This is a genomic window from Neisseria sp. P0021.S006 (assembly GCF_051956895.1).
The window spans coordinates 1-15,179 of sequence record NZ_JBQCWZ010000045.1; the positions used below are offsets into that span (position 1 = coordinate 1).

19 protein-coding genes are annotated in these 15,179 nt (G+C 51.0%); 2 read left to right on the plus strand and 17 right to left on the minus strand.

Annotated features, from left to right (window positions below):
* The 7 genes from ACTHUM_RS09295 to ilvD form a co-directional block, all read right to left on the minus strand.
* Positions 1-592, minus strand: a 592-nt coding sequence (locus tag ACTHUM_RS09295) for a class I SAM-dependent methyltransferase (protein ID WP_440402832.1), incomplete at its 3' end; no start/stop codon positions are given.
* Positions 593-621: 29 nt separating this feature from the next.
* Positions 622-987: an MBL fold metallo-hydrolase gene (locus ACTHUM_RS09300; protein ID WP_224783360.1), complete on the minus strand. Its 366-nt coding sequence runs from the start codon at positions 985-987 to the stop codon at positions 622-624.
* Positions 988-1,005: 18 nt separating this feature from the next.
* On the minus strand, positions 1,006-1,437 hold the full coding sequence (locus ACTHUM_RS09305) for a gamma-butyrobetaine hydroxylase-like domain-containing protein (protein WP_049344227.1): 432 nt from the start codon (positions 1,435-1,437) through the stop codon (positions 1,006-1,008).
* Position 1,438: 1 nt separating this feature from the next.
* A complete protein-coding gene (locus tag ACTHUM_RS09310) occupies positions 1,439-1,672 on the minus strand; it encodes a hypothetical protein (protein ID WP_003679719.1) in 234 nt (77 codons plus the stop codon).
* Positions 1,673-1,748: 76 nt separating this feature from the next.
* The gene (locus ACTHUM_RS09315) at positions 1,749-3,038 is read right to left on the minus strand and encodes a CAP domain-containing protein (RefSeq protein WP_004519942.1); all 1,290 of its coding nucleotides are present in this window, start codon (positions 3,036-3,038) and stop codon (positions 1,749-1,751) included.
* Between the two features lie 68 nt (positions 3,039-3,106).
* Positions 3,107-3,238: a hypothetical protein gene (locus ACTHUM_RS09320; protein ID WP_256388404.1), complete on the minus strand. Its 132-nt coding sequence runs from the start codon at positions 3,236-3,238 to the stop codon at positions 3,107-3,109.
* A gap of 69 nt (positions 3,239-3,307) precedes the next feature.
* A complete protein-coding gene (gene ilvD / locus ACTHUM_RS09325) occupies positions 3,308-5,167 on the minus strand; it encodes a dihydroxy-acid dehydratase (protein ID WP_070695653.1) in 1,860 nt (619 codons plus the stop codon).
* A 278-nt stretch (positions 5,168-5,445) separates the two neighbouring features.
* Between ilvD and ACTHUM_RS09330 the strand changes: the two genes are divergently transcribed.
* Positions 5,446-6,009, plus strand: coding sequence for a YceI family protein (locus ACTHUM_RS09330; protein ID WP_004519939.1), 564 nt, complete (start codon positions 5,446-5,448; stop codon positions 6,007-6,009).
* A 96-nt stretch (positions 6,010-6,105) separates the two neighbouring features.
* On the opposite strand, the gene ACTHUM_RS09335 is transcribed toward ACTHUM_RS09330, so the two are convergent.
* Together ACTHUM_RS09335 and ACTHUM_RS09340 are read right to left on the minus strand one after the other, a co-directional pair.
* Positions 6,106-7,053: a bile acid:sodium symporter family protein gene (locus ACTHUM_RS09335; RefSeq protein ID WP_004519938.1), complete on the minus strand. Its 948-nt coding sequence runs from the start codon at positions 7,051-7,053 to the stop codon at positions 6,106-6,108.
* 150 nt (positions 7,054-7,203) lie between these two features.
* On the minus strand, positions 7,204-8,085 hold the full coding sequence (locus tag ACTHUM_RS09340; protein ID WP_004519937.1) for an NAD(P)H-hydrate dehydratase: 882 nt from the start codon (positions 8,083-8,085) through the stop codon (positions 7,204-7,206).
* Positions 8,086-8,138: 53 nt separating this feature from the next.
* Between ACTHUM_RS09340 and ACTHUM_RS09345 the strand changes: the two genes are divergently transcribed.
* Positions 8,139-8,795, plus strand: a complete 657-nt coding sequence (locus tag ACTHUM_RS09345) for a cytochrome b/b6 domain-containing protein (protein ID WP_004519936.1) — start codon at positions 8,139-8,141, stop codon at positions 8,793-8,795.
* Between the two features lie 90 nt (positions 8,796-8,885).
* Here the strand turns inward: ACTHUM_RS09345 and ACTHUM_RS09350 are convergent, their stop codons facing one another.
* From ACTHUM_RS09350 to ACTHUM_RS09385, 8 genes are all read right to left on the minus strand, one after another.
* A complete protein-coding gene (locus tag ACTHUM_RS09350; protein WP_004519935.1) occupies positions 8,886-9,974 on the minus strand; it encodes a methyltransferase in 1,089 nt (362 codons plus the stop codon).
* A 36-nt stretch (positions 9,975-10,010) separates the two neighbouring features.
* Positions 10,011-11,714: an AMP-binding protein gene (locus ACTHUM_RS09355; RefSeq protein ID WP_070625637.1), complete on the minus strand. Its 1,704-nt coding sequence runs from the start codon at positions 11,712-11,714 to the stop codon at positions 10,011-10,013.
* 15 nt (positions 11,715-11,729) lie between these two features.
* Positions 11,730-12,485 carry a hypothetical protein gene (locus tag ACTHUM_RS09360; RefSeq protein WP_440361122.1) on the minus strand — a complete coding sequence of 252 codons (756 nt, stop codon included), beginning with the start codon at positions 12,483-12,485 and terminating at the stop codon, positions 11,730-11,732.
* A gap of 39 nt (positions 12,486-12,524) precedes the next feature.
* Positions 12,525-13,064, minus strand: coding sequence for a membrane protein (locus ACTHUM_RS09365; protein WP_049344236.1), 540 nt, complete (start codon positions 13,062-13,064; stop codon positions 12,525-12,527).
* 72 nt (positions 13,065-13,136) lie between these two features.
* Entirely contained in the window at positions 13,137-13,385 is a 249-nt protein-coding gene (locus ACTHUM_RS09370) for an acyl carrier protein (protein ID WP_049344238.1), read from the minus strand.
* Between the two features lie 12 nt (positions 13,386-13,397).
* Positions 13,398-13,658, minus strand: coding sequence for a phosphopantetheine-binding protein (locus tag ACTHUM_RS09375; RefSeq protein WP_003680822.1), 261 nt, complete (start codon positions 13,656-13,658; stop codon positions 13,398-13,400).
* Positions 13,655-14,413 (minus strand): lysophospholipid acyltransferase family protein, encoded by a 759-nt coding sequence (locus ACTHUM_RS09380; protein WP_070695649.1) that lies wholly within the window; start codon positions 14,411-14,413, stop codon positions 13,655-13,657. Before ACTHUM_RS09380 ends, ACTHUM_RS09375 begins: the two co-directional genes overlap by 4 nt.
* Complete coding sequence (locus ACTHUM_RS09385) at positions 14,410-15,171, minus strand: beta-ketoacyl synthase chain length factor (RefSeq protein ID WP_070695648.1); 762 nt, start codon at positions 15,169-15,171, stop codon at positions 14,410-14,412. Before ACTHUM_RS09385 ends, ACTHUM_RS09380 begins: the two co-directional genes overlap by 4 nt.
* Positions 15,172-15,179 lie beyond the last annotated feature (8 nt).

Below are 15,179 nucleotides of genomic sequence, written 5' to 3' on the forward strand. Positions count from 1 at the left end.
TGTCGGCATCTTTGGCAATCAGTTTGCCCATAATCGGCAACAGTTTGAAAGAGTAGAGGTCGTACACGCCTTCCAAAGGTTTGTACACTTTGGAGAATTCCAACACCAGCAGGGTGCCGCCCGGTTTCAATACGCGGTACATTTCTTTCAGCGCGGCATCTTTGTGCGTCATGTTGCGCAGGCCGAATGCGACGGAAACCAGATTGAAATAGTTGTCGGGAAACGGCAATTTTTCAGCGTCTGCCAACGATACGGGCAGAATCATGCCTTCGTTGAGCAGGCGGTCGCGGCCGACCGTCAGCATGGAGGAGTTGATGTCTGTCAGCCAAACTTCGCCTTCTTTGCCCACACGTTTCGCCCAGCCTCGGGACAAATCGCCAGTACCGCCGGCGATGTCCAATACTTTGTCGCCTTTTTTCAGGCGGGCGGTATTGATGGTGAAATGTTTCCAAACACGGTGCAGACCGCCGGACATTACGTCATTCATAATGTCGTAGTTTTTTGCCACGGAGTGGAAGACTTCGGCAACTTTGCCTGCTTTTTCGTCTTCGTCAACGGTAGAGAAGCCGAAATGGGTTTTGTGGTCGCTCATAGTGTCTGCCTTCTTAAAATAATACGGATTCAGATATTGAATACGTCGAAATCGCCAACCACTTTCGACGCGGGAAATATAGTTTGTGGCTGCCGCTCCAGCATCAGGCATTGCTCTTCTTCGGTATAACGTGCGCTGATGTGGGTCAGGTAAAGTTCTTTCACATTGGCTTGCAAGGCCAGCTTGGCGGCATCGGATGCGGTCGAATGGAATACTCGTTCCGCTGTTTCTTCATCGCCTGCCGCAAAGGTTGCTTCATGCACCAAAACATCTGCGTTTTGCGCGGCGCGCACTGCCTGCGGGCAGGCTTTGGTATCGCCGAAGATGGCCACTACCCATCCTTTTTTGGGCGGGGAGATGAACGCTTTGCCGTCAATGATTCTGCCGTCGTCCAATGTCGGCTTCGCCTTTTTTCAGACGGCCTTTCCGCCGCAACCGCCGCTACCGCAGGAATGTGTGCGTTTGGGTTTTAAATCTTCTGCACTTGGCGTTCTAGACGCGCCTGCTTTCTCGAGGCGGTCGAGATAGTCTTGCCAAAGCGCGTCTTGATTGTGCGCCAGTCGGTAGAGATAGTCCCAGTCGTAAAGGCCGCTGTCGTGGCCGTCTGAAAAAGTAATTTTCAAGGCGTATTGGCCGACGGGGTCTAAATCGGTAATGCTGACTTCGGCTTTGCCTGTTTGCAAAACATCTTGGCCGGCACCGTGTCCGCGCACTTCCGCGCTGGGCGAGTACACGCGCAGGTATTCGGCAGGAAGGCTCTTGGCACCGTCAACATAGACCAAAGTCAGTACGCGCCGCTCTTGCTGGAGGCGGATTTCTTGTGGGATTTTATCGGCTTGGGTCATGTCATGCTCCGTTCTTTTTACGCAAATAGGCAACGCGTACAGAAAAAATACCGCCAAGTACGGCAAATAGCACGATTGCGTAGAGTGAAAACCGTATTAGGCTCACTTGGGTGTCCGCCGTCAGCCCCAAAGGCAGCAACATCACGGCAACGAACAGTAAAAATGCGGCCAACATGGCGGCAATGCTGGCAAAGGCATAGCGGGTATTGGCTGCTGTTTGCGGATGTTTGGTCATATTGGATAGCTTGCCATAGGGGGGTGAGGCGGTATTTTATCAGCTTTTTGGTGCTTCATGCCGTCTGAAAACGGCTTTATTTCCATAAATAAAGTGTAATGGCGCGCCTGTCTTCGCCTTCGGGCATTAAGCGGATGCTGCTGCCTTTGCTTCCGTTGACACGGATAATAATACCGCCGGCCTGTCGTTCGATAATGTCGATTTGGGTGTCGCGGTTCATGCGGTAGTTGTAGCGTTCGCATTGCTTCAAGCACCAAAAATCCTGCCAATGGATAAAATATTTTTGTCCGGATTCGATGGCCAGCGTTTCACCGCCTTTGACGATGAAGTAAGGATAATCGGGTTTTTGCGTGCTGAATGTCCATTCGGCCGTTTTGTCTTTTCCGTTTTGACGGTATTCGAACACGGCTCGGTAGTCGGTGTCGTATTCCAATGGTTGTAAAGGAAACAGCGCAAATTGACGTTCGGTCAGGAGGCGGTTCGGGTCATTATCTTTATCTAAGATTTTGACGTCTCTGATTTCTTTTGTGTCCTGATACAGTTTGAACGAACGCATTTTGACCGGAGGCGATTGTTCTGAGAAGGCGATGCTGATCGGATTGCCGGTCATTTCATAATGCGGCATAGGGTCGGGACGTTCGCCGTGGAAAACCGGCGAAGCGAAGTTGCCTTGCGGATAGGTGATGTAAGGCTGGGTTTTGCGGTTGGAAATTTCATCCGCATAAACAATGGCATGACCATGACAGGCATCTTGATAAAACGAACGGCTGAGGTCGGATAGGGGGCGGTTTTTTTGGCAGAGGCTGTTGAATCTGCTGTCGCCTTGATTGATGCTTAACGCGATTTGTTTGCCTTGTGATTCAAACGACGCTCCGGCCTCGTCGATATTTTGATCGAGTAAGGAGAGACGGTGGTAAATCGCCGTCATTAGATTGTCCAGCTGATGTTGGGCAGGCAGATGGTCGTTGATTTTTTCGTTTGGCGGGTGCTGGCCGGTGCTGACGTTTTCGTGCACGCCTTTATAGGCATAACCGGCTTTGCGCGTGCGGTCTGATGGGCGTGGGCCTGTATAAAAGGGATTGCGTATATTTTTTTCGTCATGTCCGTCGTCAGGGTTTTGCAGCAGATAGCGGGCATGATTACGCGCGGCGCGTTCGAGTGTGGCTGAGTGCGCCAGTGCGGGCAGATTGGCTGAGGCGCGGAGGAAGTTTAAATACGCCAAGGCGTCAAAATCGGCAACGGCAGAACGATTTTGCGGCGGTTGGGCGTAGATGAGCTGGTCTTCGGAATAGCGATGGGTTTCGTAGTATTGGAATATACCGAGGGCGACGGCAAAACCACCCAGCCAGTAAAGAATGTGTTTCATTATATGTACTGCGTTCAGACGGCCTTGAGCTACGGCTCTTTTTCTTTGAAACTCATGCCGTTAAATGATTATTTTGATAGCGGCTTGACTTGGAATGCTTCAGGATGGGATTTGAAATATTCGACAGCGATAAATCCGCCGCCAATAATAATCAACAGGGCAATGGCCATGCCGATCATCGCTAAAATGAATTTGTCCATATTTGTCCGTTTGAATGAAGGCCGTCTGAAACACTTGAAAGCGTTCAGACGGCCTTAAAGTCAGGTTAATTAACGTTCGATTTGCGATACGTCGCGTACTGCGCCTTTGTCGGCGGAAGTCGCCATCGCGCCGTAGGCACGCAGGGCTGCGGAGACGTAGCGGTCGCGGTTTTCCGGTTTCCACGCTTTGCTGCCGCGTGCTTCCATTTCGGCACGGCGTGCGGCAAGCTCTTCATCGGAAATGACAAGGTGGATGCTGCGGTTTGGAATATCGATTTCGATGGCGTCGCCTTCGTGTACCAAACCGATTGCGCCGCCTTCTGCCGCTTCAGGCGAAGCGTGACCGATGGACAGGCCGGAAGTACCGCCGGAGAAGCGGCCGTCGGTCAGCAGGGCGCAGGCTTTGCCCAAACCTTTGGATTTCAGGTAAGAAGTCGGATACAGCATTTCTTGCATACCCGGGCCGCCTTTAGGGCCTTCGTAGCGGATAATGACGATATCGCCGGCCACGATTTGATTGCCCAAAATACCTTCTACTGCGTCTTCTTGGCTTTCAAACACGCGGGCGCGGCCGGTAAATTTGAGGATGCTCTCGTCCACGCCTGCGGTTTTCACCACGCAGCCGCGCTCGGCGATGTTGCCGAACAATACTGCCAAACCGCCGTCTTGCGAGTAGGCATGTTCAACATCGCGGATACAGCCTTTTTCGCGGTCGAGGTCGAGGGTTTTCCACATACGGTTTTGCGAGAACGCCTGAGTAGTGCGCACGCCGCCGGGAGCTGCTTTGAAACGCTCGATGGCATGGGTGTTTTCAGGGTTGGTCACGTCCCATTTTTCAATTGCGTCTTTCAGGGTCGGCGCGTGGATGGTGTACACGTCGGTGTGCAGTTTGCCTGCTTTGTCCAATTCTTTCAGGATGGCGAAAATGCCGCCGGCGCGATGCACGTCTTCCATGTAGTAGTCGTGGTTGTTTGGCGCGGTTTTACAGATGCAAGGTACAACGCGGCTCAGGCGGTCTATGTCGGCCATTTTGAAATCCACGCCCGCTTCGTTGGCAACGGCGAGCAAATGCAGGATGGTATTGGTAGAGCCGCCCATGGCGATGTCCATGGTCATGGCGTTTTCAAACGCTTTTTTAGTGGCAATACTGCGCGGCAATACGGTTTCGTCGTCTTGCTCGTAGTAGCGTTTGGTGATTTCGACAATCATGCGGCCGGCTTCGAGGAACAATTCTTTGCGGCCTGTGTGGGTCGCCAAGTATGAACCGTTACCCGGCAGGGAAAGGCCGAGTGCTTCGGTCAGGCAGTTCATGGAGTTGGCGGTAAACATGCCGGAGCAGGAGCCGCAAGTCGGGCAGGCGTTTTGCTCGACTTCTTCGACTTGTTTGTCGCTGATATTGTCGTCAGCCGATTCGATCATAGCGTCAATCAAGTCCAAACGGCGTTCTGGTTGAATATTGGCTACGCCGATAACTTTACCGGCTTCCATCGGGCCGCCGGAAACGAAGATGGTCGGAATGTTCAGGCGCATGGCGGCAATCAGCATGCCTGGGGTGATTTTGTCGCAGTTGGAAATGCAGACCAGAGCATCGGCGCAGTGGGCGTTGACCATGTATTCGATGGAGTCGGCAATCAGGTCGCGGCTGGGCAGGGAGTAGAGCATGCCGCTGTGGCCCATGGCGATGCCGTCGTCAATGGCGATGGTGTTGAATTCTTTGGCAATGCCGCCGGCTTTTTCGATTTCACGGGCAACCAGTTGGCCCATATTGTGCAGGTGCACATGGCCTGGGACGAATTGGGTGAAGGAGTTGGCAATGGCGATAATCGGTTTGCCGAAGTCGGTTTCCATGACGCCGGTCGCACGCCACAATGCGCGCGCGCCTGCCATATTGCGGCCGTGGGTAGAGGTTTTGGAGCGGTATTCAGGCATTTTTGTTCCTTTGTTTTATGCTGAGGCCGTCTGAAATAGGCTGGTTGGTTGGCGGCCCGTTGTAGAAATAACTGGCTATTTTATACCAATTACGAGCGATGAAGCACGCTATTTTGTAATAAAACTAAACTGTGTTTGCTTCACCTGAATTTGCTGTCCTCTCGTTCAGACGGCCTGAAGTTTTCTTAGGATGAAACGTTGTCTTTCTCATTTGCAAAAAATGTTGGCATCAAAAAGTGATATGATAGGGAACTTCTCACATTTCTAAGGATAAGACGATGAAAAAAATCATGTTTGCATTGTGTTCGGCCATGTTGGCTTCTGCTGCGTCTGCCGCTGTTTATAAAGTGGACGAATTCCATGCCAATGCCCGCTTTGCCATCGACCATTTCAACACCAGCACCAACGTCGGCGGTATTTATGGTTTGACCGGCAATTTGGAATTTGACCGTGCCAAACGCCAAGGCTCAATCGATATCGTATTGCCTTTGTCCAAACTGCAAACCGGTTCTGACCGCTTTACCCAACACTTGAAATCTGCCGATATTTTCAATGCAGACAAATACCCTGAAATCCGTTTTGTATCCACCAAATTCAATTTCAACGGCAAAAAACTGCTTTCCGTTGATGGCAATCTGACTATGAACGGCAAAACTGCGCCGGTGAAACTCAAAGCCGACAAATTCAACTGCTACCAAAGCCCGATGTTAAAAGCAGAAGTGTGCGGCGGCGATTTCAGCACCACCATCGACCGTACCAAATGGGGCTTGGATTATTTGGTAAGTGCCGGTATGAGCAAAAAAGTTAACATAAATATCCAAATCGAAGCAGTGAAACAATAATACTGCTTGATTTCAAAATAAAGGCCGTCTGAACAGGTAAGGCAGAAATCGTTGATTTCGTTTATCCCTGTTCAGACGGCTTATGATTAAAGACGTTTAGGATTCTTTATTTTTATCGGCTTTGGCTGCCCAATAAGTTGCCAGAAGCGAGCCGGAGATATTGTGCCACACGCTGAACAATGCGCTGGGAACGGCAACGACCGGCGCGGCGGCAAAGTGTGCGGCGGCAAGGGCGGCACCCAAGCCTGAGTTTTGCATACCGACTTCGATGGCCAGCGTTTTTTGTGCATCATAAGGCAGGCCGGTCCATTTGGCGGCAAAGAAGCCGAGCAGATAGCCGATGCCGTTGTGGAGTACGACAACCGCGAAAATCAGCAGGCCGCTTTCAATAATCTTGCCTTTGCTGGCGCCGACTACCGCGCCGATAATCAGTACGATGGCGGCAACGGAAACCAGCGGCAGCGCGTCGGTCAGTTTTTCAGTTTTGTTGCCCAAGGCTTTATGGACAATCAAGCCCAAAACGATGGGGAATAAAACCATTTTGACGATGGACATCAACATACTGCCCGCTTGGATTTCCAGCATTTCACCGGCAAGCATCAGGAAGATAGCGGGGGTCAGCAATGGAGAAATCAGAGTAGAAACCGATGTAACGGCAACCGACAAAGCCACATTGCCGCGCGCCAGATAAGTCATTACATTGGAAGCCGTGCCGCCCGGGCAGCAGCCGACCAAAATCACACCGACTGCGATTTCGGCAGGCAGGTTTAACAGCTTGGCCAGCAGATAGGCGGTTGCCGGCATGATGGCGAATTGTGCAATCACGCCGATGATGACGGCTTTGGGGCGTTTGAACAAAATATCGAAGTCGGAAGGTTTGAGCGTCAAGCCCATGCCGAACATAATGATGCCCAGAAGCCAAGGAATGTAAGGGCCGACCCATTTGAAGGTGTCGGGTGCGAAAAAAGCGATGCCGGCAAAGAGCGCCGCCCAAAGGGAAAATGTTTTTCCAATAAAGTTGCTGATTTTATTGAGGATACTCATGATAATATGTTGTGAAGTTGTTTTTAAGGGAAATCAAGGATACACGCCTTAACCTTAATTTGCAAAATGACTTAAAAATAAACCAGGCCGTCTGAAAATAGAGATTGATTTTCAGACGGCCTGCAATTTGTATTTATGATATAGATAGTATTACTCTTTTGATAAAATATTGCGCAGCCATCGGGCGGCAGGTGCGATTTCTCCGGCGAGCATACCGGTTTCGATTTGGCCGCTGTGTTTGATAACATCGGCTGCCGCTCCGTGCAGCCATACGCCGGCGCAGGCGGCTTGGAATGTCGGAATGCCTTGTGCCAGCAGGCTGCCGATAATGCCGCTCAAGACATCGCCGCTACCTGCGGTGGCCAAACCGGCATTGCCGCTGGTGTTGGTATAGACTATGCCGTCTGCCGTGGCCACCAATGTATGATGGCCTTTTAACACGACGGTTGCGGCATATTTACGGCTGATTTCGGTTACGGCTTTTTGCCTGTCGGCTTGAACTGATTGAGTATCGGTACCGAGTAGGCGGGCGGCTTCGGCCGGATGAGGTGTCAGGATGATATGTTTGTACGATTTGAGGCGTTCGGCCAATTCGGGAGAACGGGCCAGCAGTGTCAAGGCATCTGCATCGAGCAATAAAGGCCGGTCATGGTGTGTCGACAGGATTTGGAGCAGCAGCTGCTCTGATAATCCGTCCAAACCGAATCCGCAGCCGATTACCCGTGCGCTGACATCGTTGTGCTCCATCAGTTGGGCCGCAGTGGCGAGCATGATTTCAGGGCGTTCGGGAATGATGGCAAAAGGCAGCGTGGCTTGGTTGAAACCCGCCCAAACCTTGCCGCATCCTTGATATATGGCGGCTGTAGCTGCCAAAACTACCGCACCGCTCATTCCCGTTGCGCCGCCGATAATGGTAAGCGTGCCGTATGTGCCTTTGTGCGACTCTTGGGCACGAGGGCGGAATACGTCGGGAAATACTAAGGCCGTCTGAAAGGCCTGAAGCGATTCGGGAAGCGTGTAGATGGGCTGCATGGCGTAATCTTCCAAGATAAGAAATTTAATTTTAAATCAGAAAGTAAAAGGTAATGAAGCAAAAAATAAAAGTTTGGGACGCACCTACGCGCCTGTTCCATTGGCTCTTGGTGTTATTGATGGGATTCATGTGGTACAGCGCCACCCGAGGCGGCGATATGCTGGTATGGCACTTGCGCGGCGGCTTGTTGATGCTGGCTTTGGTGGTTTTCCGCTTGTGCTGGGGGATATGGGGCAGCGATACGGCAAGATTCAGCCGTTTTGTGCGTCCTTTTTCCGAAATCCGCCGCTATACGCAAGGTCAAATGTCTGAAGACGAATTGGTCGGCCACAATCCTTTGGGCGCGCTGATGGTCATCGCTTTATTGGCCGCCTTGGTTTTTCAGACGGCCACAGGCTTATTTGCCGCCGATGAAAATACGTTTACCAATTCCGGCTTTTTAAATCATTTGGTCAGCGAACACGCCGGTACGCTGGCGCGAAAAATCCATGTCAATTTCTTTAATGTTTTAGCTGTTTTGGCGGGTGTACATATCGCGGCTGTTTTGCTGTATCGCTTTGTGAAAAAACAGGATTTGATTACGCCGATGATGAGTGGCTTTAAAACTATTGATGCCCAACAGCCTAAATTGGCAGGAATGGGACAACTGCTTGCCGCTTTGTCGGTAGCGATTGTGTTAGTGTGTGCAATATGGATGTTGCGCGGCTGATGTTTTAAAACGGATACCAAAAACAAACCGACCCCGATAGCCGAAATGGCTGTTGGGGTCGGTCTCTTTTTAGGGTTTAAAAGATGATGTTCAGACGGCCTTAACGCAGCGCAAGATGCTGTGGCCGCGGCCGATGCCGTCTGAAATTTCCGCTACTTTCAATCCGGCTTTTTCAACGCAACGGATCAGGTCTTCAGAATGGAAGATTTTGCTGTTGCCGTTGGCCATGGCAGTGAAATACAGGCTGGTCATGGTCAGGCAGTAGGCAGCGGTTTCGTAGCGTTGTCTGTCCCAGAAAGGCTCCATGATGTAGAGGCTGGTGTTTTCGCTCATAGATGCAGCGGCGCGTTGAAGAATGCTGGTGGCTTGTTCTTCGGTGAAACAGTCTAGGAATTGGCTCATCCAGATCGCGTCAAAACCGGTTGGGAACGGAATCTCAGGATCAAGCAGGTTGGCCGGATGGGCGTGGATACGGTCCGCGCCGTTTTTGCCTTTAGTCGCCTCGCGCATCAAGCCGATTTGTTGCGGCAGATCCATGATGGTTACTTCGACTTTGGCATTGTGGTTGACGCATTGTTCCGCCCAGCGGCCGGTATTGCCGCCGACATCGAGCAGTTTTTTAACCGGTTTGGCGAACACGGTGTTCAGTGCTTCGGCGAAGGAGTTGTCGGAATAATAATGGTCGAATGCAAACCATTTTTCCTGCGCGACGCTTGGCAATGAAGACAAGCCTTCGTAAATGGTCGGCCAGTCGCCGAATACTTTCAGGCCTTCGGGCTTGCCGGTTTGCAGGGTTTTTTCCAAATCAAACATGCCTAGGTAGCAGATTTCCTGCGTGAAATCCATGTTGACGCGGGCCATTTTGTCTTTGAGGACAAACCAACCGGCCTTGCTGATGAAATAGCGGTTGTCGCGAGTCAAGACAGTGCCGATAGACAGCGAAGCTTCCAGCAGGACTTGTGCCGCGTAGTTGCTGATTTTCGCTTTTTCAGCAATTTCGGCTTGAGTGAGGCCGTCTGGATGGTCGTTCAGCAGGTCCAGAATGCCAAATTTCACCATCAGGCGGGAAACTTGGAACACAATCGGTGCAAAAGCGATTTCTTGAGCCAGACGTTGAGCCTCGCCTGCAGACTGGTGTTCGTGGGAATAGCGTTGTTCTAGGGCAGGGAAGAGTTGCATATTGTTGGTTTTCCACTAAAAAGTTAATAAGTATATTCAGACGGCCTCAAACACAATCCGTCCTGATGCACACGGATACTCTCCGTTGTTGATTTTAAAGCTCAGTTTGTTTTTACCTTCATCGTATTTTAGCTCTACCGACACTTTATCGTGAGGACGGATAAACTGCTGATATTTTAGATTTTCGATGCGGATGACGCGCTGTTTACTCCATGGCTGGGGCGCGATCAGGTTGCGCACCCATTGCAGCTCGACCACGCCTGGAACCAGCGGGAAGGTGGCAAAATGGCCGCCGAAATAAACCAAATCCAAAGGCACGCGCCCGATAAAAGTTTCGGTATTGGTTTCATCGTCAGATGATGTTTTCGACCAAACGGGCGAAGTTTGGGCAACGGTAAAGGCCGTCTGAAAATCCACCGCAGCGATTTTGGCTTGGGCATTGCGCGGCAGGCTGTCGGTAAAACGCCAGTAACGCGGCAGGGCAATGGTGTCCTGTGTGGAGGCAAGATGGCGTTTGAGCGTATCGGCAACCGCAGCACGGCCTTTCTCGCGTAAGGCGGCGATACCGTCTGCATTTAATGCCGCCCATATGGCAATGCGTTGGTGTTGCGGATGGCGGCCGCAGTGGGCGTCGGCAATCCAAGGGTGTTGTAAAAGTTCGTGTTCGATTTGAGTCAGCGACACGCGTTTGTCCTCGAATTTAATAATGCGGTCTTGACGACCGAGTAACAGGAAACCGTCATCTTGCGGCTCGATCAAATCGGCGGTTTGGCGGGGTTCGGGCGACCAAGGCGAAGAAGCCCATAGTGCGCCTTCTTCGTTTTGCCCGATTTCCACGCCTTCGAAAGGCTGCCATTCTTGGCGTTCGCAACGTGAGGCAATCACACCGGTTTCGGTACTGCCATAAACTTCAAACGGGCGGACGGCAGCCTGTTGCAGCAAATCCGCCGTGGCTGCGGGCAACGCACCGCCGGCCGAGACAATGCCTGTAATTTTATGGCCGATACTCTGCCAGTTGCGGTTTTTGCCCAAGCGGTTGAGCACGGCCGGACTGGCAATCCAAACCACTTTATCGTGTGCGGCCGTGCTGGAAAGCAGGTTTTCCGGATAAACCGCCTGCTGTCGCTCCATAGTCCAACCCATTATCAGTGCGAGTGCGAAGCGGAACGTGAAGCCGTAAAGATGTTGCGGAATCACGCTGCCGATCACGGTTTCACTGTGTTGTCCAAATGGCAGCGTATTTGCCAAAGTCAGAGCTTCTGCCTGCATTTGCGCGGCGGTTTTCACAATAATCTGCGCTTCGCCGCTGGAGCCCGATGTTTTCAGCCATGCTTCGGCATGGTCGGGAATCAGATAGTTTTCAGGATAGGTGCTCAGTCCTTCCGATTCTGTTTGAGTCAATACATCAGGCAAGTGCCAGACGTTCAGGCCGTCTGAAGACAGCTTTTTATCTGTTGAATCTGTTAAAAACGCCTCTGCCGTTTTCCCCCACTCCAAATTGTCTTGCGCCAAATTGGGCAGCAATAAAACCTTTCCGCCAGAATGCCACACTGCCAACACGGCACAGGCAAACAGCGCGGCATCGTCAAACCACAACGCGGCAGTTTGCACGCCTGCCTGTTTCAGACGGCCTGACAGATGAAAAACCGCACGGTTGAAATCAGCACGCGTCCAATTCGGATGGGCGGCGATAAGGTCGTGTTGGGGTAGGTCGGGGGATAGGATTCGGATTAGGTGCATGATGGTTCTAAGGTTTTATAATTTTGATGTATTTGCCTTGGTATCTTCTTTGAATTGGGCCAAGCATTCATCGTATTGTTTGTTTGTCGTTTGGCGTATCAATTCGTAATCATTTGCCTGCCACTCTTCCAATGAATGGCTTTCACTTCGTTTGAAACAATGGAGTAAGTGATCGGTTTTGCCGCTTTGTCCGTCTAAAAAAAGGCTGACTTCATTGTTCAGAAAGAATCGGTCTCGTTTATTGAATTTTTCATAAACCAAATAGAAACGACCCGGTTGGACAAATAGTTTTTTATTGGCACTATTGCCTTTAAATGACCATTTTGCCGCCCAATCGCGAACTTTTGGGGAGAATTGTTCAAAAACGGGATTCGCAAAATTCGGTTTAATAGGCTTCCCGCTTAAACTGTGTTTGTCCAGCAGGTCAGGACCTTCATATCCAATATGATTGCTGTTGCGGGCAAGAATAAGTAATGCAAAAGTTGCTGTAAATACGGCTGTTTGTGCAGCTCTTGCTTTTACCGTATTGGATTTCCGAATAATCATCAAATTCATGCTGCTGGTTGTAGTATCGTCAGAATAACGATTGTGTATTCGGTCAATGACGGTCAGGTTTCCCGAGCGCGTTTTGATGGTGTGGCTGGCAACTTCCGTATAATTTTTCTTGTATTCGGCTTCTGCCTTTTCTTCTGGGGATAAAGGCGTTTTAGATGTCGAAGAACATGCGGTAGATGTGAAGGAAATCAGGGTAAGTAGGATGATTTTTTTCATTATGGTTATTCGTCTAATTGATAAAATATTTTTAATGGATTAAACCTTCAAAACCAATTTCCGATAAAGCCACTCTCCGGCAAATAAGATTCCCATTAACACATAAGACACGATGCCCGTATAAGCCGCCCACCAGTCGTAATATTGCAAGCCAGCCAAAATGGCGGCGGTTGCGCCGTTGAAAATGAAGAAGGCGCACCAGATTTGCGTAACGCGCCGAGTGTGGCGCACGCCTTCGGGGGAAAGGTCGGGATGTTGCAGTCGGGCGAGACGTTCAATGACGGTTTGTTTGGCAAACAGGCTGCCGCCGAAAACGGCAAGCATCAGCGCGTTGACGGCAACGGGATACCAATACATCGAGTCAGGCCGTCTGAAAACCAGTACCGCCGCAAAAAAAGCAGCAAGGATAATCGCTGTAATGCGTTGGGCTGTGGTTTGCGGCATGGCGGCGCGTATCAGCCATAACACACACATAGCCGCTGCAAGCCAGAAAAATGAGCCGTTTTCCCTGCCGTAATACCATAGGAGCGGATACGCGAGACTGGCAAGGGTCAGTAGGAGTTTTCCTAGTATTTTCATGGTTGTGATTGATTTTCAGACGGCCTTGCGGATTGACAAGGCCGTCTGAAAATATGCTGATTCAAAGCGGAATCAGGAATCTTGTTGTACTTTTAAGACCGCTTGAACCACGTCTTCTACGGTGCGCACGTTGCGGAAGTCTTCGGCTTGCAGTTTGCGGCCGGTTTCGCGTTTGATGTGGTCGATAAGGTCGATGGCGTCGATGCTGTCGATTTCCAAATCTTCGTAGAGGTTGGTTTCGGGTTTGATGCGTTCCGGTTCGATTTCAAACAGGTTAACTAGTGCATCGGTCAGCAGGGCGCGTACTTCTTGTTCGGTCATCTTCTCTCTCCCTTATGCTTGGCGGCTCTTGACGAACTCGGCCAGTGTTTTGACGTTGGCGAAGTTTTCGCGCAGGTTGTCGTTTTCTCCGTCGAGCTGGAAGCCGAAGGTTTTTTGTACGGCCAAACCAAGTTCCAATGCATCAACCGAATCCAGACCCAGGCCGTCGTCGCCGAAAAGCGGATCTTCGCTGCCGATGTCGGCAACGGTAATATCTTCCAGACCTAAGCTGTCGATGATTAATTGTTTGATTTGGTTTTCTAAATTGCTCATGTGGTTTTCCTTGTAAAATAGTCTTGCAGGTATTCGTTTAAACGTCGTGCGGCGATGGGCAGGGGTTTTTCTGCCAGCCATTCTTCAGGCAGGATATCGTCGCCGACGGTAATTTCATAATGAATTTTTTGTGGCGGGATTTTGTACCACGGCTGCCCCTTTTTAAAATTGGGCGGCGTCATCTTGATGCACACGGGCGTGATGACTGATGCGCTGCGCAAACCGAGCGATACGGCGCCGCGGTGCATTTTAACCTGTCCGTCCCAACCTGTGCGCGTGCCTTCGGGGAAAATCAGCAGACTTTGCCCGCTTTTGAACACGGCATCGATTTCTTCCAGCATTTCCATGCTTTCATCGTTGGGGATGTAGCCGGAAGCGATAATCTGGCTTTTCATGCTGGGGTTGTGCAACAGGTCTTTTTTAACCAGTACGTTCGGCTCGGAATAATGGCTGATCAGCAAGACGACATCCAAAAGCGAGGGATGGTTGGCAAGAATGAGCTGACCGGGTTTGCCGAGTTTTTCCAAGCCGTTGAAACGGACGCTCAATACGCCCGACCATTGCAGGTAGCCGACGAAGAAACGCCAAACTTTGCCTATCATGCGTCTTGCTTCAAGTTGGCGTTTGATGTCGCCTTTGGTCGATTTTAGCGTATAGGGCAAAAGTGCGATTTTGAACAATACGCCTGCAACGCCGAAGAGGATGAAGCCGAAGAGTGTAGCAAAAAAGCGACGGAAATAGTCTAAAGTCTTCATGCGTTTTTCTGCCAGTGCCAGTTTCTACCGATATAGTGTTGAGTATGTTGTCGGCCGTCTGAAAGCAGGAAGCGTATCCACTCCAAGCTGCTCCAATAGGGCTCGACTGTTGTATCGTTAGGATTTTCAGACGGCCTTGCGGCTGTGGTTTCCAAGCTTAAGGTATAGTCTTCGCCTTTGGTAATGACCAGTGCCAATGCATAGGCAAACGGTGCACGTGTAGCCAAGACGGGATAGTCTTCGGATAACGGATCATCGGCGACAATTACTAAAACAGACGGTGCACCGTCTTGCAAAAGCGCGAATGCCTCGGTCAACGCGGTTTCAAAGGAGTCGGCGGCAACGGCCAACGCGGTATGTTCGCTCATGTCTTTGCGCAACATCGACCATTGCCCAATCGTTGCGTTGTGGACGGACAGGCCGAATGAGGTCGGGGATACGGTATGCGTGTTCAAAAGCTCTTGCCATAATTCAAAGCTGCGGTTGCTTTCGCCGTCGTGCGAAACGTAAACCGGTACGCTTTCGGGATATTGGTCAGCCAGATTCCATGCGGCATCACAAACCAAGCGTGCCGCTTTACCCAAGCGGCGGCGTTGCATAGGCGGCAAAAAGGAGAGCGCGGGTTTGCACTCCGGCAGGGAGGTGGTATCGAGTTTTCCCTGCGCCCAGTCCTGCCATTGCTCCGGCGTACTGATTTTGCTGGAGGAGGCCTGCCATGCGGCGATATTGAAGCTGAAACGGCAAACGTTTTGAGGCATGATGTCTT